This window comes from Pedobacter cryophilus (genome assembly GCF_005116455.1).
Taxonomy (GTDB): domain Bacteria; phylum Bacteroidota; class Bacteroidia; order Sphingobacteriales; family Sphingobacteriaceae; genus Pseudopedobacter; species Pseudopedobacter cryophilum.
This window is the reverse complement of record NZ_SWBP01000001.1, coordinates 543,842-570,361: the sequence shown is the minus strand read 5'-3', so window position 1 is coordinate 570,361 and position 26,520 is coordinate 543,842. Positions and strand designations below refer to the sequence as shown.

20 protein-coding genes are annotated in these 26,520 nt (G+C 34.6%); 11 read left to right on the top strand and 9 right to left on the bottom strand.

Annotated elements, in window-relative coordinates; translation table 11 throughout:
• Positions 1–2: 2 nt before the first annotated feature.
• The 6 genes from FA046_RS02375 (at position 3) to FA046_RS02350 (ending at position 9,207) form a co-directional block, all read left to right on the top strand.
• Positions 3–1,121 (top strand): diaminopropionate ammonia-lyase, encoded by a 1,119-nt coding sequence (locus FA046_RS02375; protein ID WP_136824756.1) that lies wholly within the window; start codon positions 3–5, stop codon positions 1,119–1,121.
• Positions 1,122–1,520: 399 nt separating this feature from the next.
• On the top strand, positions 1,521–4,823 hold the full coding sequence (gene secA / locus FA046_RS02370; protein WP_136824755.1) for a preprotein translocase subunit SecA: 3,303 nt from the start codon (positions 1,521–1,523) through the stop codon (positions 4,821–4,823).
• Positions 4,823–5,260, top strand: coding sequence for an SPOR domain-containing protein (locus FA046_RS02365; protein WP_136824754.1), 438 nt, complete (start codon positions 4,823–4,825; stop codon positions 5,258–5,260). The genes secA and FA046_RS02365 overlap by 1 nt, the downstream gene beginning before the upstream one ends.
• Positions 5,247–6,428, top strand: coding sequence for a M20 metallopeptidase family protein (locus tag FA046_RS02360; RefSeq protein WP_136824753.1), 1,182 nt, complete (start codon positions 5,247–5,249; stop codon positions 6,426–6,428). The genes FA046_RS02365 and FA046_RS02360 overlap by 14 nt, the downstream gene beginning before the upstream one ends.
• Before the next feature lie 67 nt (positions 6,429–6,495).
• Positions 6,496–7,443, top strand: a complete 948-nt coding sequence (locus FA046_RS02355) for a hypothetical protein (protein ID WP_136824752.1) — start codon at positions 6,496–6,498, stop codon at positions 7,441–7,443.
• A 471-nt stretch (positions 7,444–7,914) separates the two neighbouring features.
• Positions 7,915–9,207 (top strand): DUF4842 domain-containing protein, encoded by a 1,293-nt coding sequence (locus FA046_RS02350; RefSeq protein ID WP_136824751.1) that lies wholly within the window; start codon positions 7,915–7,917, stop codon positions 9,205–9,207.
• Positions 9,208–9,703: 496 nt separating this feature from the next.
• Here FA046_RS02350 and FA046_RS02345 read toward each other — a convergent pair whose 3' ends face one another.
• The 5 genes from FA046_RS02345 to FA046_RS02325 form a co-directional block, all read right to left on the bottom strand.
• Entirely contained in the window at positions 9,704–10,000 is a 297-nt protein-coding gene (locus tag FA046_RS02345) for a hypothetical protein (protein WP_136824750.1), read from the bottom strand.
• A gap of 2 nt (positions 10,001–10,002) precedes the next feature.
• Positions 10,003–10,791 carry a hypothetical protein gene (locus FA046_RS02340; protein WP_136824749.1) on the bottom strand — a complete coding sequence of 263 codons (789 nt, stop codon included), beginning with the start codon at positions 10,789–10,791 and terminating at the stop codon, positions 10,003–10,005.
• Positions 10,792–11,212: 421 nt separating this feature from the next.
• Positions 11,213–14,029, bottom strand: a complete 2,817-nt coding sequence (gene carB, locus FA046_RS02335; protein ID WP_136824748.1) for a carbamoyl-phosphate synthase large subunit — start codon at positions 14,027–14,029, stop codon at positions 11,213–11,215.
• Between the two features lie 107 nt (positions 14,030–14,136).
• The gene (locus FA046_RS02330; protein ID WP_136824747.1) at positions 14,137–15,111 is read right to left on the bottom strand and encodes an energy transducer TonB; all 975 of its coding nucleotides are present in this window, start codon (positions 15,109–15,111) and stop codon (positions 14,137–14,139) included.
• A 5-nt stretch (positions 15,112–15,116) separates the two neighbouring features.
• On the bottom strand, positions 15,117–16,061 hold the full coding sequence (locus FA046_RS02325; protein ID WP_136824746.1) for an energy transducer TonB: 945 nt from the start codon (positions 16,059–16,061) through the stop codon (positions 15,117–15,119).
• Between the two features lie 80 nt (positions 16,062–16,141).
• Between FA046_RS02325 and FA046_RS02320 the strand changes: the two genes are divergently transcribed.
• The 4 genes from FA046_RS02320 to FA046_RS02305 all read left to right on the top strand — a co-directional run bounded on the left by FA046_RS02320 (position 16,142) and on the right by FA046_RS02305 (position 20,809).
• The gene (locus FA046_RS02320) at positions 16,142–16,666 is read left to right on the top strand and encodes a hypothetical protein (RefSeq protein ID WP_136824745.1); all 525 of its coding nucleotides are present in this window, start codon (positions 16,142–16,144) and stop codon (positions 16,664–16,666) included.
• Positions 16,667–16,729: 63 nt separating this feature from the next.
• On the top strand, positions 16,730–17,353 hold the full coding sequence (pnuC, locus tag FA046_RS02315) for a nicotinamide riboside transporter PnuC (RefSeq protein WP_136824744.1): 624 nt from the start codon (positions 16,730–16,732) through the stop codon (positions 17,351–17,353).
• Positions 17,350–17,886: an AAA family ATPase gene (locus FA046_RS02310; protein ID WP_136824743.1), complete on the top strand. Its 537-nt coding sequence runs from the start codon at positions 17,350–17,352 to the stop codon at positions 17,884–17,886. The genes pnuC and FA046_RS02310 overlap by 4 nt, the downstream gene beginning before the upstream one ends.
• 85 nt (positions 17,887–17,971) lie before the next feature.
• A complete protein-coding gene (locus tag FA046_RS02305) occupies positions 17,972–20,809 on the top strand; it encodes a M16 family metallopeptidase (protein WP_136824742.1) in 2,838 nt (945 codons plus the stop codon).
• Between the two features lie 219 nt (positions 20,810–21,028).
• Here the strand turns inward: FA046_RS02305 and FA046_RS02300 are convergent, their stop codons facing one another.
• Entirely contained in the window at positions 21,029–22,042 is a 1,014-nt protein-coding gene (locus FA046_RS02300; RefSeq protein WP_136824741.1) for a Gfo/Idh/MocA family protein, read from the bottom strand.
• Between the two features lie 111 nt (positions 22,043–22,153).
• On the opposite strand from FA046_RS02300, the gene FA046_RS02295 reads away from it, so the two are divergent.
• Complete coding sequence (locus tag FA046_RS02295; protein ID WP_136824740.1) at positions 22,154–22,912, top strand: SDR family NAD(P)-dependent oxidoreductase; 759 nt, start codon at positions 22,154–22,156, stop codon at positions 22,910–22,912.
• A 68-nt stretch (positions 22,913–22,980) separates the two neighbouring features.
• Here FA046_RS02295 and FA046_RS02290 read toward each other — a convergent pair whose 3' ends face one another.
• From FA046_RS02290 to FA046_RS02280, 3 genes are all read right to left on the bottom strand, one after another.
• Complete coding sequence (locus tag FA046_RS02290; RefSeq protein WP_317130533.1) at positions 22,981–23,922, bottom strand: hypothetical protein; 942 nt, start codon at positions 23,920–23,922, stop codon at positions 22,981–22,983.
• A gap of 103 nt (positions 23,923–24,025) precedes the next feature.
• Entirely contained in the window at positions 24,026–25,168 is a 1,143-nt protein-coding gene (locus FA046_RS02285; protein WP_136824738.1) for a hypothetical protein, read from the bottom strand.
• Between the two features lie 270 nt (positions 25,169–25,438).
• Positions 25,439–26,491: an OmpA family protein gene (locus FA046_RS02280; protein ID WP_136824737.1), complete on the bottom strand. Its 1,053-nt coding sequence runs from the start codon at positions 26,489–26,491 to the stop codon at positions 25,439–25,441.
• Between the last annotated feature and the right edge of the window lie 29 nt (positions 26,492–26,520).

Here is a 26,520-nt window from a genome sequence, read left to right as displayed (position 1 = left end):
AAATGATAGATTATCATATTCAACAGCCTAACTGCATCGTCAATCATAATTTAACAACCGAAATTCTTAAGAACAGCGAAGCTTTAAAATATCATCAAACTTTAGCAGAATACAAATCAACTCCTTTGGTTCAGCTGAAAAATTTGGCTACTAAATATGGTGTGGGAAATATTTATATCAAGGATGAATCTCATCGTTTTGGGTTAAATGCCTTTAAAGCCTTGGGCGCATCTTATGCTATCTATAAAACCCTTCAAACAGATAGAAATATCTCCACTTTTTGTACTGCTACAGATGGTAATCATGGTAGGGCAGTTGCTTGGGCTTCAAAAAAAGAAGGTAAAAAAGCGGTGGTATTTGTCCCACAAGATACTGTAGCAAGCCGAATCAAAGCTATAGAAAACGAAGGCGCAAAAGTTGTAGTTATTAATGGCAACTATGATGAAACCTGTATTGCAGCTGCAAAAATAGGTGAAGAAAACGGCTGGAAATTAATTCAGGATACCTCATCAGAAAACTATGAAGAGATTCCTGCTCAAATAATGGCGGGGTATTTAACTCATTTTCAAGAATTGGAAAGCACTTTACATCTCATTTCAAATCCTAAAATTGATGTTGTTTTTTTGCAAGCGGGTGTGGGAAGTTGGGCCGCCGCTGGTATTTGGTATTATTTGAATAGATATGGGCATCAAAAACCTAAAATTGTACTAGTTGAACCTTATGAATCGGATGGAATTTTAGCATCATTTAAAGCAAGAAAGCCTGTAACTCCACAAGGAAATTTTAAAACCATTATGGCAGGGCTTAACTGCGGAATCCCATCTTTAAGCGCTTGGGACATCATCAAAAACGGAGTTGATATTTCGATAAAAATAAGAGACGAATTTGCAGAACAAGCTATAAGAGATTTATACTATCCAAGCGGAAGTGATGAAAGAATAATTGCTGGAGAATCTGGAGTTGGCGGCTTAGCAGGATTCATTGCGATCATGACTAAAAATGGTTTCCAAAAAGTTAAAGAAGAATTACAAATCGCCCCAACATCCAACATCTTATTTTTTAATACCGAAGGAGCAACCGATCCTGTTAACTTTAATAAAATAATTGCAAATAAGGATTAAGCAATCAACCAGTATTTAAAACGATACCGATTTCATCCATATTCGGGGCTTCATATTACGATGGCTATTTTAAAAAATGATTTTTGCCATGAATACACGAATTCCCACTAAAAGATAAAAATCTCATCTGTATTTTAAAGAGTTTAGATTGATCATCTCAATAAAAATATGTGGTTTGAAGACAACAAAAAAAATGAATATTCCTTAATACAAGCATCCCTAAAATAAATCAGTATCTATCAATGATAATTTTTTTGTTAAAAGCCTTGTTTCTGTTAGTATTAAAGATAAACTCCTAAATAAAATCTTATTTTTACGCCCCCAACAATGTCAACTTGACTTAAATCAGTCTGTGGCGTAATTGTTGTTTTTAAATGATTTTTAAACATAAATTAAGAAATGTTAAGTTTTATAAATAAGATTTTTGGTAGCAAATCAGACCGCGATATAAAAATAGTTAAACCTATTGTTGATAAGATAAAAGAAGAATTTGAAAAGTTAAGTAGTCTCACACATGATGAGTTAAGAGCGAAAACTTTAGAATTTAAAGAGCGTATTAAAACTGCTTTAGCAGAAACTGATAACAAAATACAAGAGATTAAAACCAATGTAGAGCAAAATCCAGATTTGCCTTTACACGAGAAAACAGCTGCTTATGACGAGGTTGATAAACTAGAAAAAGACAGAAACAAGCAATTAGAAGCTGTTTTACTAGAAATATTGCCCGAAGCTTTTGCGGTAATGAAAGATACCGCCCGTAGGTTTACAGAAAATGAAACCATTGAAGTTACTGCTACCCAATTTGACCGCGATTTAGCAACTAAAAAACCAAACGTAATCATAAAAGGTGAAAAGGCCGTCCACCATAATAGTTGGTTGGCTGCTGGTACAGAGGTAAAATGGAACATGGTTCATTATGATGTGCAGTTAATTGGTGGTATTGTTTTGCACCAAGGAAAAATTGCCGAAATGGGTACTGGAGAGGGTAAAACATTAGTAGGAACGCTTCCTATTTATCTTAATGCATTGGCCGGAAAAGGAATTCATGTAGTAACGGTGAATGATTATTTAGCTCGTCGTGACTCGGAGTGGAACGGACCAGTTTTCGAATTTCATGGTTTAGCTGTTGATTGTATTGATAAACACCAACCAAACTCGCCACAAAGAAGAAAAGCTTACCAAGCCGATGTAGTTTACGGAACCAATAATGAATTTGGTTTTGATTACCTGCGTGACAATATGACACGCTCTCCAGAAGAACTAGTACAAGGCAAATTGCATTATGCTTTAATTGATGAGGTTGATTCGGTTTTAATTGATGATGCCCGTACGCCTTTAATCATTTCTGGTCCTATTCCAAGAGGAGATGAGCATGAGTTTTATGATTTAAAACCAAGAATTGAGCGTTTAGTAAATGCACAAAAGAATTTTGTAACTGGCGTTTTAAACGAAGCTAAAAAGCAAATTAACGATGGTAAAGGTGGGCCTGATGAAGGTGGCTTAGCGCTATTAAGAGCACATAGAGGGTTGCCAAAAAATAAAGCATTAATTAAGTTTTTAAGTGAGCCCGGTATGAAGGGAGTCCTTAATAAAACTGAAAATTATTATATGCAAGATCAAAACAAAGAAATGCCAAAAGCTGATGCGGAGCTTTTCTTTGTGATTGACGAAAAAAATAATCAGGTTGAATTAACCGAAAAAGGAATTGAATTGATTACTGCCTCGGGCGAAGACCCACACTTTTTTGTGATGCCAGATGTAGGGACAGAAATTGCCGATATTGAAAAATCTGCGATGAGCAACGAAGATAAAGCGGCTAAAAAAGACGAATTGATTAGAGATTTCTCGGTAAAATCAGAGCGTATCCACTCGGTAAATCAATTGCTAAAAGCCTATACTTTATTTGAAAAAGATACAGAATACATCATTGATGAAGGAAAAGTAAAAATTGTTGATGAGCAAACTGGTCGTATTATGGATGGTCGCCGTTATTCCGACGGTTTACACCAAGCCATAGAAGCTAAAGAAAATGTAAAAGTAGAGGATGCTACGCAAACTTACGCCACCATTACTTTGCAAAACTACTTCAGAATGTACCACAAATTAGCGGGTATGACGGGTACTGCGGTAACAGAAGCAGGTGAACTTTGGCAAATCTATAAATTAGATGTGGTAGAAATCCCAACCAATCGCCCTATTGCCCGTGAAGACAGGCAAGACAAAGTTTACCGCACCATGCGTGAAAAATATAATGCCGTTGCTGATGAAATTGTAGAATTAACTCAAGCTGGTCGACCAGTTTTGGTGGGAACTACTTCGGTTGAAATTTCTGAATTATTGAGTAGGATGCTAAAAATGAAAGGCATCAAGCACAATGTATTGAACGCAAAACTCCACCAAAAAGAAGCGGATGTTGTTGCCGAAGCTGGTAAAGCCGGAACGGTTACGATTGCAACCAATATGGCTGGTCGTGGTACGGATATTAAACTAGGCGAAGGCGTTAAAGAAGCTGGTGGTTTAGCTATTGTAGGTACAGAAAGACACGAATCTCGTCGTGTGGATAGACAGTTAAGAGGTCGTTCTGGTCGTCAGGGAGACCCAGGTTCTACGCAATTCTTCGTTTCTTTAGAAGACAACTTGATGCGTTTATTTGGTTCAGAACGTATTGGCAGCTTAATGGTGAGAATGGGTATTGAAGAAGGGGAAGTCATTCAGCATTCTATGATCACCAATTCTATAGAAAGAGCGCAAAAGAAAGTAGAAGAAAACAACTTCGGTATTCGTAAGCGTTTGTTAGAGTATGATGATGTGATGAACTCACAACGTAGCGTAATTTACTCTAAACGTAAAAATGCTTTATTTGGCGAACGTTTAGACGTGGATATTGAAAACATGATTTTAGACGTGGTAGATGATGTGGTGACTGAGTTTAAAGAAACCAATAATTACGAAGGTTTAAAATTAGAGTTATTAAGGGTTTTTGCCATGGACAGTGCCATCACCGATGCTGAATTTGCTGGTAGTAACATTGATAAATTAGCAGATAAAGTTTTTGCAGAAGCTAGTAATTTCTACAAACACAAATCTGAAATGGTAGCACAACAAGCTTATCCGGTAATTAAAGATGTTTTTGACACCCGAGGAGAAAGCATCGAGAATATTATTGTTCCTTTTACCGATGGATTACATGGCATTCAAGTGGCTACACCGCTTAAAAAGGCAGTAGAAACTCATGGTAAAGAAGTGGTAAGATCTTTTGAAAAAACCATTACGCTTTCGCTGATTGATGAGACCTGGAAAGAGCATTTACGTGAAATGGATGATTTAAAGCAATCAGTTCAAAATGCAGTTTATGAGCAAAAAGATCCATTAGTAATTTATAAAATGGAAGCTTTTAACTTGTTTAAAAACATGTTGGCGGTAGTAAATAAAGATGTAGTGAGTTTCCTATTTAAAGGTGGCATCCCTGTACAAGGCGAAGCGCCGCTAAAAGAAGCCAAGCCTCAGCCTAAAACTGATATGAGCAAGCTAAAAATCTCTAAACCAGAGCTTGCACAAGAAAGTAACGGCATACCGGTTGATGATACTCGTGAAATACAAAAAACACAACCCATTAAAGCCGAAATTAAAATCGGTAGAAACGACCCTTGCCCATGTGGTAGTGGTAAAAAATATAAAAGCTGTCACGGATTAACTGCGTAATGACTATAAAAAGGAATATTTTAACTATCCTGTTGCTTGTAATTTCAAGCATTGGCTTTGCGCAATCAAATGGCAAAGTTACGGTAGTTAAAAACCCTTTAATAGACAGTTTAATTGCCCGAAGAATTGCTTTAAATAAAGGTGTTTCTAATAACGGAACACCAATAGTTGTTTATGGTTACCGAGTGCAGGTTTTTTTTGGTACCGATAGGAAAGATGCTTATAATGAACAAGCCAGATTTAAGTCTTTATATCCAGAATTAAATACTTATTTGTCTTACACCCAACCCAATTATAGGGTTAAAGTAGGCGATTTTAGAACCCGAGCAGAAGCGCAAAAATTAATGAATGAATTGAGGGCAGAGTTTCCTACCTTATTTATTTTTAGTGAGCGCATTAACCCGATTAAAGCTGATGAATTTAATGTTGATCGATAAAATCAAATCCCTAGCCAGTGAAATCCACGAGGAAGTTACTGTAAACAGAAGACACTTGCATGCTCATCCAGAGCTATCTTTTGAGGAATACAACACGTCTGCATTTGTGAAAATACAATTAACCAAAATGGGCATTCCTTTTAAAGAAATGGCAAATACCGGTGTAGTGGGTTTAATTGAAGGTAAAAAATCAGATAAAGTAATCGCTTTAAGGGCAGATATGGATGCTTTACCCATTGTAGAGGCAAACGATGTTACTTATAAATCTAAAAACCAAGGAGTAATGCATGCCTGCGGACATGATGTACATACTTCGTCACTTTTAGGAACCGCCAGTATTTTAAATCAATTAAAAGATGAATTTGCCGGAACGGTTAAACTCATTTTTCAACCTGCCGAAGAAAGATTGCCCGGTGGCGCAAATTTAATGATTAAAGAAGGGGTTTTAGAAAACCCAACGCCGAATGCTGTTTTAGGGCAACATGTAATGCCTTTGATAGATGCTGGTAAAATTGGTATTCGCCCGGGTAAATATATGGCATCAACAGATGAGCTTTATGTTACCATAAAAGGAAAAGGTGGGCATGGCGCACAACCACAACAAAATATAGATCCGGTGGTGATTATGGCGCACATGATAACCGCTTTGCAAACCATTATCAGCCGTAGTGCCGATCCTCGTTCACCATCAGTTCTTTCTTTTGGGAAAGTGATTGCCAATGGCGCAACCAATGTAATTCCTAATGAAGTTTATTTAGAAGGAACATTTAGAACATTGAATGAAAAATGGCGAGCAGAAGCACATTTGAAAATGAAGAAAATGGCCGAAAGCATTGCTGAAGGTATGGGTGGAAGCTGTGATTTTAGAATAGAAAAAGGATATCCTTTTTTAGTAAACGAAGAGCAGTTAACAGCCCGAGTGAAAGCAAATGCGATTGAATATTTAGGAGTAGAAAATGTTTTAGACTTAGATATTTGGATGGCTGCCGAGGATTTTGCATATTTTTCTCAAGCCGCTGATGCCTGTTTTTACAGATTAGGAACCAGAAACGAAGCCCGAGGAATTACTTCATCTGTACATACTCCAACTTTTGATATTGATGAAAATGCTTTAGGTATAAGTACTGGTTTAATGGCTTATATGACCATAAAAGAATTAGGCAATTAACACAAAAATGTATTTAAAAGGTTAACAATATAGGCTTTCACAAAACGGAAGCCTTTTTTTATAGACGATGAAAAACCACATCCTTTTTTTTATTTTACTTTTTTCTGGCTCTTCAGCTTTTAGTCAGGCTATACCACGTTTTAATCCCGATACAGTTTTAACCATGAAAATGGATCAGGATGCGGTAGTTAAAATTGGTAAAGCAGGATTAGATATTGAAGATTTTATTCAGGAAATTGTCACTGATACCAGCTTTTATCAGGCTTTTAGAAACATGAAAAAATATGCTTTTACTGCAGAAAACAGAGTATTTACTTATGATAAAAAAGATAAGGTAGAAGGGAAGGTTTACCGAAAGATATTTCATAATAACGATGCAAAAGGCCATAATTTAAAGTTTTTAGAAAAAGGAGATAGCGGAAACCTCTACAAAAAAAACGGCAAATATGATTTATACACTGTTGAGATGTTCGACTATATTTTTATGAATGCCTATAATTCAGATTTTGTTCCCAATTCTGCTAACGCACCCGCCGGCAAAGGCGGTACTAATGAATCTTACAAAGACAAATTAAAAACTTTAGTTTTCACACCAGGCAGGCCAATTAAAGGAGTTCCTTTTATAGCGGGTAAAACTGAAATTTTTACTGCCAACATGCGTCAGTATTACGATTACTCTTTTTTTAAAGGAACTTATTTAGATTCTATTCCGGTTTACCGATTTAAAGTTTTGATGAAACCTGATTTGAGCAACTGGACAAAAGACGGCATCATGATTAAAGAACTCACCACCATTTTTGATCAAAGAAACTTCCAAATTTTAGGACGATACATTGATATGAAGATAGACAACATGGCTTTTGAATTTGATGTACAAATGAACATTGAAATGAGCTATTTTGGTGGAGATTTGCTGCCTACAAAAATCAGCTACCAAGGAAACTGGGATATCCCTTTTAAAAAGGAAGAAAAAGCAAGCTTCTTAGTTTTGCATAAGAATTACCAATTAGAGTAATTTAACACATCGAAATCCTTCTGCAGAGACCTCCTAATGTTACTTTTTGTAATATAGTTTAGCTTTTAAATTCTATAAAAATTGATTTTTATTTAGCGGATTTGAAAACTCTTTTTTTATCGATGAATCCGTAACATCGAGGGGTTAAATACAGAAAAGGTTTTACAAAACTCCTCGTTTTGATTTTAGAGAACTAAAAAATCTTTTTTATTACTAAATGCGTAGTTGGTAGTACATGTTAGAGACTACAGATCTGAAGGCTTTTGTTCCTATCCATATATTATTAACTTTCTATGTTGTATTTACAAAGATGATTTTAGTGTGTTGGAGGCAATTTATACGGGTATTTAATGACGCAAGTTGAGTAATACTTAAGCCTATAAATCCCCAAATTTTACCTGAAAACCCTTTATATGCTGCATTATTAAATTGGTGCAGTAATTGAATAAACGTAAAAAAAACAATTATAAAATGAAATTTATTAAAACTAATCTAATAATTACTTGCTGCAGTTTACTGTTTCTACTCTCTTCTTGTCAAAAAGAATTTTCAAATTTAGTTGAAACCAATGTTGTTTCTAAAAAAGCTTCAACAAACAATTTGTTATTGGCATCTCTACCAAAACCATGTATTCAACGCTCGCTGGTTGCTGGGCAAAATACAATTGTTGGTACGGTAGATGTAGCCGTAGGCATTAAAGGAGAATTGTATCTAACTTATAACATTACTAAGCCTAATGTTTATTTATTGCAAATACATGCTGACATTTTTGAAACCATTGAACAATTTAAAGGCGATAGAAAAATTAGTGGAGGTGGTGCAGTACCAGGTAAATTTAATTATAGCAACACCTTTACTGCTGAAAGCAAAACAACAAGTTACACAGTTGTAATTCCAAAATCTTATGTTGACCAAAATGCTGTAAACGGCAAGTTATTTATTGCAACACACGCAACGCTTTCAACAGGAGATAGCGCATGGGCAGGTATCACTAAAGATAGCTCTAAAGGCACATCTTTAGAAAATGCTTATCAGTTTCCAGGAGCTAACTGGTCTGTTTATTTTGACTTTAATACTTCAGAATGTAGTGGCGTAGACTTTACATTTGCATGGGAAGACCTTCAAAACCACGGTAATGATGGAGACTATAATGACCTTGTAGTTATGGCTAATGGCTTACGCACTGGAAACGATCTCAAACTTACTTTTAAAATTTCTGCAAGAGGAGCTTGGAACGATCACCAGTTTAAAATCAGAATTCCTAAAACTGGTATCACTGGTATTTTGGATGCAAATAGCGGTCAGTCTAGTTATACCACTGATGGTAATGACTATATCATCACCATTTTTAGCAGTACTAAATTTGCTATGCAAGCCAATGGAGCACCGTATGATCAAGCTAATGTTTTCCTTCAATATCCATGTGTGGCATTTGGCGTAAAAGAAATCACGCTTCAAGTAAATGAGGATTTTGAATACAATACTAGCAAGCCGTACCTACCATTCATCAGCGTTTATCCTTCGGGTGCAGCGCCTTACGGTGGTGGCAATTACGACCTTTCTATTTATGATTTTTCAGGTCAGGATACCTGGACTTCAGCATCTGGAAACGTTTATCCAAATGGTGTTATTATACCAAGAACTTGGAGATGGCCTTTAGAAGGTGTTAACATAGCTGGTCCATATCCATCTTTCCCTGCTGATAACTGGGCAGGTAATTTGGCTAATGCTTCCCTAACGTTCGACCCAAACAGGTGTTTGTAATTCGTTAACGGTAATAAATTTTATTAAAAAGGTTAAAGTGTTCGTTCTTAATGAATACTTTAACCTTTTTAGTTTATCAGCGTTTTGCAATTAGAGTAAAGAATAACTTATTTATTAGTTAATTGGACCAAAGACTGCATCATGATACAAAATCAACTTTAATTTTATTTGAAGCTATTCCAGCTATCCATTCATACTGCTCGAGGCATTAAGCGCTTGGCCGGTATCCATTGCTATCTGGGCTAAAGAGATTTTAACCCATAGCCAACGATTTTAAAAAGACAAACGTCACTTATGCAACTCGTTTATTGTTCCTTTTTCAGGATCACGTAAATGCTTCTTAGAAACCGAGGACTCTGTCTGGTATAAATTTCCTTTTCTCTTCGAATGCCGGACACAGTCCTCAATTTTTAAGTTTAGATTTAAGTGACCCTTCGGAACATTTAAAACCGGTTTTGGGATAGACCTTTAAAAGGTATAAAGATAAGATTATGGTTTAAATAAGTTGCCATAAATAATTAACTAGAAACATAAATTGGACAACAATTAAAACTGTTTTTAGCATCATATATTTATAGTTTAAAGCAAATAAAATAATCAAACTGCTTACTGTTAAAACAATTAAAGAAATATTAATGTGTAAAACAGACAACGCAAAAAAGAAATTTTCAGAAAAATAACTGGTTCTTTCTAATTGTAAATTAAATTTATTGAAAGAATAAATCCAACTTCCGTTGTAATAAAAATTCAATAAAACCGATAAAAAGGTAATAAATTTAGCTAATTGTTTCATATTTATAAAGGTTTACATTGAGGTCCACAATACCAATGATCACATTTTAAGCAGTACAGATCATGTTCTAAGCACACTAAGCTCCAATAAATGCAACAACCTGAGTAATTACCGCAACAACCAAGATCAGAACCTTGAGAAGTACATTCTATTTTAATAGAGTTTTGTTTTATGTAGTTATTTGAATTACTGTAATAAGCACTATTTATTCTATTCATAAATTGTTCTCTTGGCTCAATTAAGTTTGATATTTTGTCAAGAGAAATACTAGATTCTTTTCTGTGGCTCTTTAGATATTCAAAGGCTTTAATCTCGCGGTCTTGAATTTTATAATTAAAATCTTTTATTGCTGTTAATAATTGTTCGGGATTTATCATGTAGTCTTCTTGACACCAAAACCCTTTTTTATCAAGAATATAGGCGGGATGTGGTGTACAACCGCAATCAGTTTCTTCAATAATACTTCTATAAGCAGTATTTATTATTGAATTATGATAGAAAACAGATTGAATAATCTGTAACGTATGATCTAATCTTGGGTCATTAACAAGGGTTTTACCGAAATCTTCAAATAAAATTTTGATATTTTCTATTTCATTTTGATATGTTTCTTTTACTATTTCAGCTTGATTAATTATACTTTCATGTGAAGCTAATTTATAAGCTGTCAAACCAACGTTAACTGTGTATGTAGATTTAAAAACAACATTACCATCAGCAGCTCTTTTAATAACTACATTAGATTCGGTTATTTTCTCATGTGTTCTAGCATCATAGGATATAATGTACAATCCCGATTTATAGGATACTGTGAGATTATTAATTTAATTATTGATTAGATTTAATTTGTTATTCTCAAGAGGAGTTTCAACTTTTTCATTTTTGCAGCCGTTAAATAACGTTGTAGTGGCAATTAGGCAACATAACATGCCTAATCGGAAGTGAATTAATTTCATAGTTTAGTAGTTTTAGTGATAAAAAGTAAAAAATATACACCCTGTAGTTTTTTACAAATATTATAAATATAAGAAAAAAATTATAATTAAGAATTAATTTTATAATTAAATATTTATAAAAACTAAATAATGTGCTTTAAAGTTATTTAGTTCTCACTTACAAAAAAATAAGATAGTTAATAAAACAAAAAAACCACCTCAAATGAATGAGATGGTTTTAAAATGTAACTCCAAAAGGATAACCCTCGGGTTATCCCTACTTGCTTAAATACATTGATTTCTCTTTGTATAACTGTATAAAATAAGGATCTTCTAAATCTTTAATGAAACGGATAGATTCGCCGGTTGATTTCATTTCTGGGCCTAATTCTTTCTGAATTTCGGGGAATTTATGGTGAGAGAAAACAGGTTCTTTAATGGCGTAACCTTCTAGCTTTCTTTCGATTTTAAAATCTTTTAACTTTTTGGTGCCCAACATAATTTTGGTTGCAATGTTAATATATGGCACATCATACGCTTTGGCGATAAAAGGAACCGTTCTTGAAGCTCGTGGATTGGCCTCTATTACATAAACATCTTCGTTTTTAACGGCAAATTGCATATTCATCAAACCTCTGATATTTAAAGCTCGGGCAATTTTATCAGTATATTCTTCCATTTTAGCAATCACATTTGCTGATAAATTAAATGGAGGCAATACTGCAAAAGAATCTCCGGAGTGAATACCTGCAGGCTCAATATGTTCCATTAAACCTATGATATGTACATCATCACCATCAAAAATTGCGTCTGATTCTGCTTCCTCTGCTCGGTCTAAAAAATGGTCAATTAATACTCGGTTACCGGGTAAATCACCTAATAATTTTACTACTGCTTTTTCTAAATCCTCATCGTTAATCACAATGCTCATTCCTTGTCCGCCTAAAACATAAGAAGGACGCACCAATACCGGATAACCAACCTCATGTGCTACTTCAATGGCTTCTTCGGCAGTTTCGGCAACGCCATATTTAGGATAAGGAATATTTAAATCTTTTAATAAATCTGAGAAACGTCCGCGGTCTTCGGCAATGTCCATATTGCTGTAAGAAGTACCAATAATTTTTATGCCTTTCTCATGCAGCTTTTCTGCCATTTTTAAAGCAGTTTGCCCGCCAAGTTGTACAATTACACCTTCTGGCTTCTCTAGCTCTATAATCTCTCTTACATGCTCCCAAAACACAGGCTCGAAGTAAAGTTTATCGGCCATGTTAAAATCGGTAGAAACAGTTTCGGGATTACAGTTTACCATAATGGCTTCGTAACCTTCTTCGTTGGCGGCCATTAAACCATGTACGCAAGAATAATCAAACTCTATACCTTGCCCAATACGGTTTGGACCAGATCCTAATACAATAATTTTTTTCTTGTTAGATGGAATAGATTCGTTTTCACCATCATAAGTAGAGTAAAAATAAGGTGTTTTTGCAGGGAATTCTGCCGCACAAGTATCCACCATTTTATATACTCGGTTAATACCTAATTCTTTTCTTCTGTCGTAAACTTCATCCTCCGTTACATTCCCTAAAATCCAGGCAATTTGAATATCAGAGAAGCCTTTTTGCTTCATATTGATGAAGAAATCTTTAGGAATGTTGTTTAACGAATAACGTTTTAACTCTTGTTCTAAAGTGGCTAACTCTTGTATTTGATTTAAAAACCAACGGTCTATTTTGGTTACTTTTCTTATAGATTCTAACGGAACGCCCATTCTAAAAGCATCTTTTATTGCAAAAAGCCTATCCCAACTTGGGTGCTCTAGCTTATGCATAATGTCTTCTATATTACGGTTTTGTTTACCATCTGAACCTAAACCTGCTCTGCCAATTTCTAAAGACTGACAAGCTTTTTGTAAAGCTTCAATAAATGAACGGCCAATAGCCATTACTTCGCCAACCGATTTCATTTGTAAACCTAATTCGGTATTGGCGCCTTTAAATTTATCGAAATTCCAACGAGGAATTTTAACAATCACGTAATCTAAAGTCGGTTCAAAGTATGCTGAAGTGGTTTTGGTGATTTGATTTTCTAACTCGTCTAGGTTATAACCAATAGCCAGTTTTGCCGCAATTTTAGCAATAGGATAGCCGGTTGCTTTTGAGGCTAAGGCCGATGACCGAGAAACTCTTGGATTAATTTCTATCGCAATGATGCTTTCATCCTCCGGATTTACCGAAAACTGTACGTTACAACCCCCTGCAAAATTACCAATGGCTCTCATCATTTTGATAGCCTGGTTACGCATATCCTGGTAACAACGGTCAGACAATGTCATGGCTGGCGCAACCGTAATAGAATCTCCGGTGTGTATGCCCATGGGATCAAAATTCTCTATAGAGCAAATGATGATCACATTGTCTTTATTATCTCTTAATAATTCTAATTCGTATTCTTTCCAACCAATAACGGCCTGTTCAATTAAAACTTCGTGAGTTGGGGAAGCTTGTAAACCATGAGAAAGAGCGGCGTCAAAATCTTCTTTTTTGTGTACAAAACCACCTCCGTAACCACCTAAGGTATAAGATGGACGAATCACTAAAGGAAAACCAATTTGTTGTGCTGCTTCTTTACCTTCTAAAAATGAGTTTGCAATTTTTGATTTGGCAACGCCAATGCCAATATCCACCATCAGTTGCCTGAAGGCTTCGCGATTTTCTGTTTTTTCTATCGCAGCGGTATCAACACCTATAATTTGTACGCCGTATTTTTCCCAAATGCCACGTTCTTCTGCTTCAATAGCTAAATTTAATGCAGTTTGACCACCCATTGTTGGCAATACGGCATCAATTTTACGCTCTTTTAAAATTTCTTCAATAGAAGCAACGGTTAAAGGTAAAAGGTAAACATGATCTGCAATTACTTTATCCGTCATGATGGTGGCCGGATTAGAATTGATGATAGAAACCTCTATTCCTTCATCTTTTAAAGATAAAGCAGCTTGAGAACCGGCATAATCAAATTCGCAAGCCTGACCAATAATGATAGGACCTGAACCGATGATTAAAACTGATTTTATGGAGTTATTTTTTGGCATGGCGTAAATTTATGGGATTTTACGCATTTTTATATTAAAATCCCGAATGCTTGTTCGGGATGCAAAGATAGAAATTGTATGGGTTTTTAGAGGATTAATTTAAAAAATCATTTTTTCTTAAGTTGGAAAACAATCGGAACAGTATAAGTAACCTGAATTTTTCTCCCTCTTTGCATACCAGGCTCCCAATTAGGAGACAACTTCATTACCCTCATTGCTTCTTGGTCTAACAAGAAAGAAACAGACCTTGCTACTCTAATATCTTTTAAGCTACCATCAATATCTATTTTAAAATTTAAATAAACTTTTCCTTCTTCCTGTAGCTTTACCGCCTCTTTTGGATAAATTAAATTATCATTTAAAAAATCACCAAATGCTGTTACACCACCTTTAAAAGAGGGAAGTATGGCGTCTAAAGTGTTATAGCTAGTAGATTCGCCATTTTCTATAATACATTTTCCTTTTACAAAAACGCCGTTTTTATATTGGTCTTCATAAGTGGTTTTTGTTTTGGCAATGTATTGTGTCCAAGTTCCTTCTTTTAAACCATTTACATAATTGCCGTAATCTTTATTCCCTTTTGGCCAAACAATATCTACAGTGCCTGTACCTTTATCATCAAAAAATTTACGGCCAAGAGAGTCGCCTACTTGAGTAGTTTTATATTCTAAGGTTTCTTTAGCTCCGTCTTCTACTGAAAGAAAATAAAGCCTACTTTCATATAAATTTCCATTAGCGTAATTATAAATATATTCTCCATCAAGCCTATTGCTTTTATAATTCATTATACTTTTTATGATACCAGTTTCAAAATAAGAAGTCAATTTTCCTTCAAAAACTAAACGAGGGGTATAAGTAGAAACGTGTCCTTCTCTTTTTACTTTACTGTTAGGATAATACTCTATTAAATCAAAATTTGCAGACCCAAAGTCTGGTTCTTTTATAATCCTAACAAAATCTGCACTATCAGGTATTGTTACTTGTTTACCATTGTTTTTGTAGTAGTAAACGTTTTGCTTTTTTTGAGCAAAAGAGAAAATAGAAGTTAAAGTAAAAATTGCTGTAAATAGGTATTTAATCATGCTTCTTACAATTGAAAACTAATAGGAAGAGTATAAGAAACTCTTATGGGTTTACTTCTATAAGTGCCAGAGGTCCAATTTGGGGAAATATTAAGAACTCGCAGGGCTTCGGTATCTATTTCAGATGAAACACCTTTTAAAACTTTTATCTCACTTAAGCTCCCATCCTTTTCAACAACAAATGATAAGTATACTCGTCCTTGGGTTTTATTTCTTCTTGAAATGTCTGGATATTCAAGATTTTTTGATAAAAATTTCCCAAAAGCCTGTAGCCCACCTTTAAATGTTGGGAGAACAAATAGCTTGTTGTATTCGATTTCTTTTCCTGATGAGTCGGTTGTTTTACCTTTTATATATTCTCCATTTTTATATTCATCTAAATAATCTTCATTAAGATTAAAATCATGAGTTTTAAAAACGCCATTTTTATTTCCATTTAAATACTCGCCTTCAATTTCATTATTACCATCAATTATTTTAAATCTTCCTGATGATGTTTCATCCAAAAAATTTTTGCCCAAAGAATCTGCAATCTGAATCATCAATTCTACTTCCTCTTTTTTCTCATTCACTGAAAACTCGATTTTTTTTTTGAGATTCCCATTCTGATAAAAATAATTACTGATTCCGTTCTTCTTGCCTTTAGTATAGTTTTCTACAGATTGTTTGTTTCCGTTTTTATAGTAAGATAAAACATTACCTGAATACTCTGGAGAGAAAGTGTTTTTTAATGAGTTACCAATTCTCTTCTTGGAGTTATCTTTATAATATTCAAAAACATCATATAATCCCTCATTATTTTTATAATTCGCAATTGTTCTGATATAATCTGCACTATCTAAATTACTTACGGGCCTATTTTGCTCCTTTATATAATAAGTAGTTTTTTCTTGTGCAAAAATTTGAGATGCTAGCAAAATGTAAAAATTAAGTAGAAATAGTTTTTTCATAATTAGATATTTTACCACTAAAATATTAAAAAAATTTCATCTGGAATAGTATTTGCCATTACCATGAAAAAATTAAGAACATGAAAAAGATATTATCAGGATTAATTATCCTTACCGTTTTTGTAACCAGTTGCGCAACTTTGCAATCTATTGTAAAATCTACCTTTCCTTATACTTCAACATTGATTATTCCTGCTACATCACAAACAGGAAGAACTTTTTCTGCTACCAGTACAGCAAGTAGTATCGATCAAATTTTTACAGGGAGTGGCTCAAATACCAGTCAGATTAGCCAAGTGAGAATGGCTTCAGCAAAAATTGAAGCGGTTAGTCCAAGCAGTCAGAGTTTAGGGGTTTTTAAGTCGGTTAAAGTTTATTTATTAAATGGTTCTAATGAAGTATTGGTTGCATCAAGAAATGATGTATCAGCAACTTCTGGCAGTTCATTGGTATTAGACATTGATAACAGTAAGTTTTTAGATGATTACGTTAAAGCTGGCACTTTAAGAGTAAGAATGGATTACGTTTTACAAAGTGGTTTAAATGTAGACTTAAGTGTAAAAGCGAGTTTAGGTTTTAACAGCAGCCCAACTACCGCTAATTAATAAAAAACATTATTTTGAAGCATAAAATCTTATCCCCAATTTGCGGGATAAGATTTTTTTATTTTGGAGGAAACCTTTTTTCAAATTTGGGAGCAATTTAAAGCCATTGGTTATATAGAGTGGTTTGGTGTAATTACCGGGGCTTTATGTGTTTATTTGGCGGCAAAAGAAAACATTTTAAACTGGCCCATTGCCATGTTAAGTGTAATTTCTTACATCTATATTTTTTATCAGGCTAAGTTGTATGGCGATACCATTTTACAGTTTTATTTTTTGGCCACTTCTGTTTATGGTTGGTATTACTGGACTTACGGAAAAGCAACGCATTTAAAATCTGAAAGGCCGGTAAGCAAAGTAAAGCCTAAAGAATGGATTATTTTAAGTGTTTTACTAATTGCATTGAGCATTTTAATTGGTTTTGCATTAGATAAATACACAGATTCTGATGTGCCTTTTATTGATGCATTTTGTACCGTTACCAGCTTTATTGCACAATATTTAATGACCAGAAAGAAATTAGAAAATTGGCTCATCTGGATTTTTGTCGATATCATTTATATCCCATTATACATTCATAAAGATTTATTGGCTACCGCCGTTTTATATTTTGTTTTCTTGTTTATAGCTTTGAAAGGATATTTAGACTGGAAAAAAACTTTAAACAGTCAAACTGTGTCTGTGGGATGAAAAAAGAACTCATTAAAATTGCGATAGTTGGTCCAGAGTCTACCGGGAAATCCACCATTTCATCAGCATTAGCTAAACATTTTAATACGGTTTGGGTGCCAGAATATGCCCGTTACTATTGTGAAGGATTAACCGCTGCTTGCACTTTACAAGATGAATTAAACATGTTTTATGGGCAGCTAGCCTTAGAAAAATCTATGGAAGTAGTGGCTAAAAACAATTTGCTGATTTGTGATACCACCTTTATGACGGTAAAAATTTGGAGCGATCATCAGTTAGGCGAAACTCCTGCAACGGTTTTAGAAGCTATAAAAACACATCATTATGATCATTATCTTTTATTGAAAAATGATTTGCCTTGGGAAGATGACCCATTAAGAGATTTTAAAGATATGGGCGACCATTTTATGGAAGTTTGGCGTAAAGAGTTAAACAACATAAACGCTTCATTTGTAGAAGTTGGGGGTACTGATGATAGATTAAAAAAAGCTATTTCTGCGGTAGAAAACTTCCTTAAAAAACAAAATTTGTAATAATTCAGTTATTTTAGCATCTAATTCTATTTAAAAAGCAAAAACAGTAATTATTAAAAATCATCTATTACCCAATTCAAAAATCATGAAGCTAAATTATCTCCTAGTATCTGCTTGTATTGCATTTACAATTGCTGCCTGTAGCCCAAAAATGGCAGATCAAAAAATGGGTACTAACGCTCAATCGCCGGCTATCCCAATTGATAGCAGTGTGAATATTGGTAAGCTACCTAATGGCTTAACCTATTACATCAGAAAAAATGTGGAGCCTAAGAAAAGAGCCGAACTTTATTTAGTAAACAAAGTAGGTTCTATTGTAGAAAATGATGATCAGCAAGGCTTGGCGCACTTTACAGAGCACATGGCTTTTAACGGAACTAAAGATTTTCCTAAAAACGAATTAGTAAGTTATTTACAAAAAGCGGGTGTACGTTTTGGTGCCGATTTAAATGCTTATACCGGTTTTAACCAAACAGTTTATCAATTGCCCTTACCAACAGATAGTACTGCCGTTTTTGAAAAAGGATTTGATATTTTAGCCAATTGGGCAGGATATGTTTCTTTTGATGATAAAGAAATAGACCAAGAACGTGGTGTAATTGTAGAAGAAGACAGACAAAGAGGTAAAAATGCTCAGGAAAGAATGAGCAAGCAATTGCTACCTGTTTTATTAGCTAACTCTAAATATGCAGAACGTATTCCTATCGGGAAAGTAGAAATATTACAAAGTTTTAAATACGAAACCATAAAGCAGTTTTATAAAGATTGGTATCGCCCTGATTTACAAGCTGTAATTGCAGTGGGAGATTTTGATGTAAAACAGGTAGAAAACTTAATTAAGCAAAACTTCTCTGATCTTAAAAATCCCGCAAACCCAAGAAAGAGAGAAAAATACAGCATTCCGGCTAATGAACAACCTTTGGTTAAAATTATTACCGATCCTGAGTTTCCGTACAACATTGCGGCTATTACATACAAACACGCCGAAGAAGTAGAAACTAATGAGGAGCAGCTAAAAACTAAAATAATGACTGGTTTAATTAACACCATGTTGGGAGCCAGATTAACAGAAATTGTACAAAAAGGAAATGCACCTTTCATATTTGCACAAAGCAATTATGGCGCTTTTCAGGGTGGTTTAGTAGACTTAGACGCTTTTAACAGTATAGCCGTTTCTAAAGATGCCAAAGGTTTAGAAGCAGCGCTTTCTGCAGTATTGGCAGAAAACGTAAGGATGAAAAAATTTGGCTTTACGCAATCTGAATTAGACAGAGCCAAAACCAATTTACAAACCGGTATTGATAAGCAGTTTAAAGAAAAAGATAAAACTAAATCTGCTGCTTTTGTACAGCAATATGTAGAGAACTTTTTAAAAGGAGAAGCTATTCCTAGTTTAGATTATGTTCATCAGTTTTATACTCAAAACTTGAGTAAATTAAGTTTAGAAGCCATTAACCAATTGGCGGCAACTTTTGTAACCGATAATAATTTAGTAGCCATTGTTCAAGCTCCTGAGAAAGAAAAAGAAAATTTACCTTCAGAAGAAGGATTATTATCTTGGGTTAAAAATGCTGGTGCAAATGTTACGCCTTACGTAGATAATGCAGTAACTAAACCTTTAATGGCAACTAAACCAAAAGCGGGAAGCGTAACTGCCGAGAAAAAAGTTGATGCTATTGGTGTAACCGAGCTGACTTTATCTAACGGAATTAAAGTGGTTTTAAAGCCTACTGATTTTAAAAACGATCAGATTATTTTTGCAGCAACCAGTAAAGGTGGAACTTCTTTAGCTTCTGATGCCGATTTTAGATCGGCAGAGATGGCTAGCCAATTGGTAAGTTCTTCTGGTATTTCTGAATTTGACGAAATCCAATTGGGCAAACTTTTAACCGGGAAAGTAGCGAGTGTAAATCCTTACATTAGCACTTACCGCGAAGGAATGAGTGGTTCTGCTTCTCCAAAAGATTTAGAAACAGCTTTACAACTGGCAAACTTATACTTTACCATGCCTCGTAAAGACGATAAAGTATTAAAAACAGCGCTAGAAGAAATGAGAACGGTATTAAGCAACCGTTTAACGCAACCAACAGCAGTTTATCAGGATACTGCTACAGCAGTTTTAAATAGCTATAAAGCCAGAGCGCAACAAGTTAAAATAGAAGAGCTTAATCAAATTAATTTAGATAAAGCTATTTCTTTTTACAAAGAACGTTTTGCAAATGCCGGCGATTTCACCTTCACTTTTGTGGGTAATTTTAAGGTAGAAGAAATTAAACCTTTGTTAGCTACTTATTTAGGAAGTTTACCTGCAAATACCAATAAAGAAAACTTTAAAGATTTAGGTTTAGAACCAATAAAAGGCGCTATTACCAAAAAAGTTTACAAAGGTTTAGAAGACAAAGCCACCGTTACTTTGGTTTATCATGGTAATTACAATTACTCTGATCAAAACAATTTGCAATTAGATGCACTTAAAGCCATTTTAGATATTAAAATTACCGAGCGTTTAAGAGAAAAAGAAAGTGGTGTGTACAGCCCGGGTGTTGGTGTAAGTTATAATGATGAGCCAAAAGGGAATTACAGCATGAGTATTTATTTTAGCTGTGCAACCGCAAATGTAGATAAGTTGATTGCCGCTGCAGTTGATGAAGTAAGCAAATTGCAACAAAACGGAGCTACGGCAGAAGATATTCAAAAGTTTAAAGCCGAAGAAAAAAGACAGTTAGAACTACAGGTTAGAGAAAACGGTTTTTGGTTAGGTTATTTACAAGATGCTTACACTACAGGTAAAAACCCTGCGGATATTTTAACGTATGAAAAAACTTTAGATCAGGTATCTGTCGCCAGTACAAAAGCTACGGCAAACCAATATTTAAAATCATCTGATTTTATCAAATTAATTTTATTGCCAGAGAAAAAGTAAAAAGAGTGGGGAAGATTTCCTCTGCTCATCAAGTAAAATTTAGGTAGGGATAAGCCTCGGCTTATCCTTTATTTGTTTAAATCTTGTCATGCTGAATTCATTTCAGCATCTCATAGGTAAGAAATAATCTATGATAAGATTCCGAAATGAATTCGGAATGACAACCATACAAACCGGTTTTTAGTGATAAAATTAGAGTTTCAAAAATTTAATCATTCTCTATTTCTCCAAAATAGAAAGCTGCCCCAAAACATCATTCTGATTCACAAAATAAGAACCATCGCCCCTTATGGCATTATAAACTTCATCAAATAATAATCTATAATTTCCGGTTTCGGCTGGTAGCAATTCCTCAACTACATTTCCATCAGCATCTAAAGTGTATAAATGGCCTTCTTGGTTGGGTTTTTCTTTTCCGTATTGTTGGTCGGTTAATTTCACACCTGCATTTAACTGGTTTTCTTGTTCATCGGTTCGGTATTTGGTAAGCGTACCTGTAGTGCCATAAAAAGTGTAGGCTGCGTGTTGTTTTACCACTAACATATTGGTAGTGACATAAACATTTAAGCCGGTTGGGTATTTTAAATGCGCTTGTGCAAAATCATCTACTTCAGAATCTGCTCTGTATTTTCCATAAGTTTTATGAAATTCAGATGGAATGCCAAATAAAGCAATGGCTTGGTCTATCATGTGAGAACCTAAATCATAAAAAATTCCTGCTCCAGGTACTGGGTTTTCTTTAAAAGCTTTCGGGCTGATCTCATTTCTGTAACGATCAAATCGAATGTGTGCTTCTATTATTCTACCCAATTTTCCGCTTTTTACCACCTTTTGAACCGCCATAAAATCACTGTCGAATCTTCTGTTATGGTAAGCCATCACTTTTAAACCTTTTCTAAAAGCTAAAGAAAAAAGTTCTTCGGCTTCGGCCTTCACAACAGAAAATGGCTTTTCTATCAATACATGTTTTCCAGCATTTAAAGCTGCTTTAGCAAATTCGTAATGTGTGTAATTAGGCGTATTCACTACAATCAGCTCTAAAGTATCATCAGCTAATAATGAATCCACGTCTCTATAAATTCTAACTCCCGGATAATCTTTTGCAGCCTCATTTTTTGATCTTTCGGTTATAGCAACCAAATCAAAGCCTTGGTGATTTGCAAAAAATGGGGCATGAAAAATTTTGCCAGACATTCCGTAAGCCATCAGGCCTACCTTAATTTTATTTTCCATATTTTAAATAACGGTAAATTTTTATTGATGTTGGTTAAAAATTTAAAAGATTTGCTCAAATTAGCATCTCATAAGTTAAAAAATAGGACTTTCAACTTTTATCATTTTAATATGACCCACACAAAAACTTACATCATTAGCGGCGGCGGTAGCGGAATTGGAAAAGCAATTGCTCAAAAATTTGATCATTCAGGTCATCAAGTGATATTAGTGGGTAGAGATTTAAAAAAGTTAGAAGAAACTTTTGTGTCTTTAAGTGATAGAAAGCATCTGATTATTCAGGCTGATATTACCAATAAGCAAGAGATTTTGGCTTGCGCCGATGAAATAAAAAACCTAGCCATTGACGGAATTATTGCGAATGCCGGAGTTGGAGGAGAAAATAATTGGGGAGAAAAAGATAGATGGGATGAAATTATTAATACCAACTTAACCGGGACTTATAATTTTGTGAATGCGTTTTTACCCAATCTTCAGTTATCACAAAATGAAACCAAACATATTCTTTTAACTTCTTCTGTTTTAGCCAGATTGGGCGTAGTGAATTATACCGCATATTGTGCTTCAAAAGCGGGTTTATTAGGTTTAATGCGTTCGTGGGCAATGGAGTTTGCACCTAAAAATATATTAGTAAATGCTATAGCACCCGGCTGGGTAGATACCGATATGGCGCAACAAGGTTTACAGGGCATAGCCGATGGAATTGGTATTTCTAAACCCGAATTCTTTGATATTGCGATGCAAAGTGTGCCTTTAAAGAAAATGAGCCAACCACAAGAAATTGCCGATTTGGTTTCTTATTTAGTTAAACAAAGTTCTATTACTGGGCAAACTATTGATATTAATGCTGGTTCTGTGATGAATAGTTGATTTGACGATAGTCCATTTTATACGGTCCATTGACTGACAACTGATAACCCACAACTACAAACTGAATACTATAAACTCACTTCGGCAATAAACTCCCCGTTTTCATCTAAAATAAAACTCATGGGTTTTTCAGGGTTTTTGATAATTTCTAATAATAGAAAACCCCAGGCTTTCCAAAAATTTTCTACCACTTGTCCGTAGGTTTTAAATTGCCAATCGTCAAAAATGGGTTTGGCATTCATCCCTCTTAATGGCATGGCTTCTATAAAAATAGTATCATCTGTTGGGATAATATGATATTCTGGCAATCGGTTAAACAAATAAGCGGAGTAAAAAACCTTTGCACAAAGCTCTTCAAACTGAATGGGATGCAAGGTTTTGTCTTTCATTTTTTCCCAAACTTCTTCGTGGTATTTTTTATTCACGCCATTGTCTTGAAGGTTTACCAACAGTCCAAAATCTTTCATCCGTAAAGAAAAAGTAAGGGTATTTATTTCATCGCGATAAGCAAAGTCATTTTCTAGATTATTTACTTTAGAAATGAAAATACTGTAGGGTTTAAAATCTTCAAAAACTATAGGTTGATTTACCTTTTGTAACATGGTATGCAGCATTCCAAATTTATGAATTAAGCCCTGCGACATGTTAAAGCCATCAGTAAAAGTGTTTTGCTGTTTAATGGCCGATTGAATTTCGTTAAAAATAACACCATAAACCGTTTTTGCTACCCAAAGAAAAAGAAGATCTTGATCTAATTCTTTCACACTTTCATAGCCGTTTTCAAATGCTTTTTGAATAGTTAATTCTAAATCATTTAATTGCTTGGCCACCGTTTCAGAACAAGGCACCTGAATATCAGCATAGCTTAACATGCTTTCATCAAGCATTTTAAAAGGCATTTCTTTTAATTTATAAGCTTCGGTTAGCCAATTGGCAAAAATCGGGAATTTGTTTTGCCCTTTATTAAGTAACTCTCCACTTAAAAAGCAATGCTGGTTATCAAACTGCATTTTTTTAAACGGATGGAATAATTTTGACTGCATAAGCTACAAAAATACAAATGCCCTTGGTAAAAAACCTTGGGCATTTGCAATTATTACGATTTGCTGTTTATTAATTTCTGGCGTAAAAGTTTCTTACCTTATTAGTCAGTTGGTCATAAATAGGTTTAGTAAATTCTATAAACAAATCTTGGGGCGCAGGCGGAATGCTTTCTCTTCTTTTCAATAGCGCTTTATCATCATTTGTTAATGCTCGTTCATCACCACGGTAAGTACCCCAAACATCCTTCCAAATAAAGGTGCCCGGCATTTTCTCTTGGTTTACTACTTTGTTGGTGGCAATGTCTATAATCTTAAAATCTAATAAACCCGATGAGGTAATTGTTTTCTCAAAAGTGGTGAGTTTGCCTTTAGCGGTAGTGTAAATAGGTTTTTTTAAAGAATCTTTGGTTTCACCAATTTTAATACTATCTCTTTTGATGTCTTCAATTCGTTCTTTTAAATAAGTTTGACCCACCACAAAATCATCAAAATTTAAACTTAATATTTGATCAAATTTTACTTTTACCAATTTGGCTTCATCTGGAGTATAAAAACGAACAAAGCTTTTAGCTTCGTAATTTTTCATAAACTCGTTTACCTTATTTTGGAAGTATTCATTACTCAATTTATAAAACCTAGAATTTACTTGTGCAGGCTCAACCAAAACTCTTGTTAATGCAGCCCAATAAGCATTATCAATCATTTCTTGTGCATCTTTAAAATCAGGATAAAGTTGCTCGGCTCTTTCAAAATTAAAATAGGCTTCTTTTGCTGCCGCCTTGTTGTTTTGACTCAACAGTTTTTTTCCTTTATCATACCTTGCTTCAGCAGCAAAATATTTAGCATCACTTACTTCGGCAATAAACTTTTGAGGCTGTGGAATGGCATCCATGCAAGCCGGGCAATTAGAAATTGCAAGAGCTAAATTATTGATGCTTTGGTACTCATTAATAACCTGTTCCCATTTAAATAGGTCATCAGTAAGTTTAATATCTTTTATGTTGCTAAGGTGTTTATCCAGTGCGTAATCATAACCTTTTTGTAAGGTGGCTATTGCTTTTCCTTTATTAGGATTACTTTTTAAACGATTAACAGCGGTATAAACAGCCTGATCATAATTGCCATTTTGTAATGATTTTTTTCCGCTGCTGCATGAAACTGAAACCAGAGTGATTAATCCTATTAAGAGCACTCCAAAACCTTTGCTGTTCATATTTTTTTATTGAAGAATGAATGATTTTTAAACGATTCCTAAATATTAGACGCTAATCAGCCCCGTTTGGTTGCGTCTAACATCTTGTTAATTTTAATTAAATACCTGCTTTTTGCTAAGCAAAAGATGGTTAGGAAAATCCTTTCCCCAAAGCGAAAATAAGAAGTATAGTCCACAAAAAAAGCAAGCCTAATAAATTAAGCTTGCTTTTAAATTTTACTTTTTGACTAAACTTTGCCAATTTAAATTTGGCAGAGGTTTTAAAATTTTCTATTTCAAGAACAGTTCTAATTCAACACGTCTGTTTTTTGCTCTCCCAACCGCAGTTGTATTAGATGCAACGGGTCTTATTTCACCAAAACCAGTAGCCACCACACGGGTATCTGCTATTCCTTTACTTAGTAAATAAGCTTTTACAGCATCTACTCGGGCTTGAGAAAGCGCTAAGTTAGCAGCGTCTTTACCAACAGCATCTGTATGGCCACCCATCTTTAAGTTATAATCAACGTATTCATTTAATATGCTCACCACTTCATCTAACATGGGGTAAGAAGCCGTGGTTAAAGTTGCTTTTCCGGTTTCAAAATTAATCCCACGAGCAGCAAATTGCAAACGTTTTTTCACATCAACTTTCTTCTCAGGGCATCCTTTATTAGCCGCAGTACCAGCAACTGCAGGACAAGCATCTTCAGAATCAATTACGCCATCTTTATCTGTATCGGCAGCACAACCATTAGCATCTACTTTAATGCCTGCTTTTGTATTAGGGCATTTATCATCAGAATCAATTACACCATCGTTATCACTATCTGCAGAACATCCGTTAGCATCTACTTTAACACCTTTTGGGGTGTCATTACACTTATCTTTTGAATCTTCTATGCCATCACCATCTGTATCTGGGCAACCGTTAAAACGATCTAAACCTTTTTGATTAGGACATTTATCTTTTGAATCTTCCACGCCATCATTATCACTATCAGGGCAACCTTTAAATCTTGCAAGTCCGGGTACATCAGGGCAGCTATCTTCATTATCGGCAACACCATCGTTATCTTTATCTTGGCAACCATTCATAGCGGCACTTCCCGGGGTATCTGGGCACTTGTCTAAATAATCAACCACACCGTCTCTATCTGTATCCAGCGGACAACCGTTTGCATCCACTTTTACACCGGCAGGTGTAGCTGGGCATAAATCTTTTCTGTCTTTTATACCATCGCCGTCTTTATCATTTCTGTCTATTTCTTGTGCATACGATGTAGCAAAAGCGGTAACTAAGCCTATTGCTAATAGAAATTTTGTAATTTTTTTAAGTTTCATAATTTTTTTGGTTAAAAGAATATTCGATT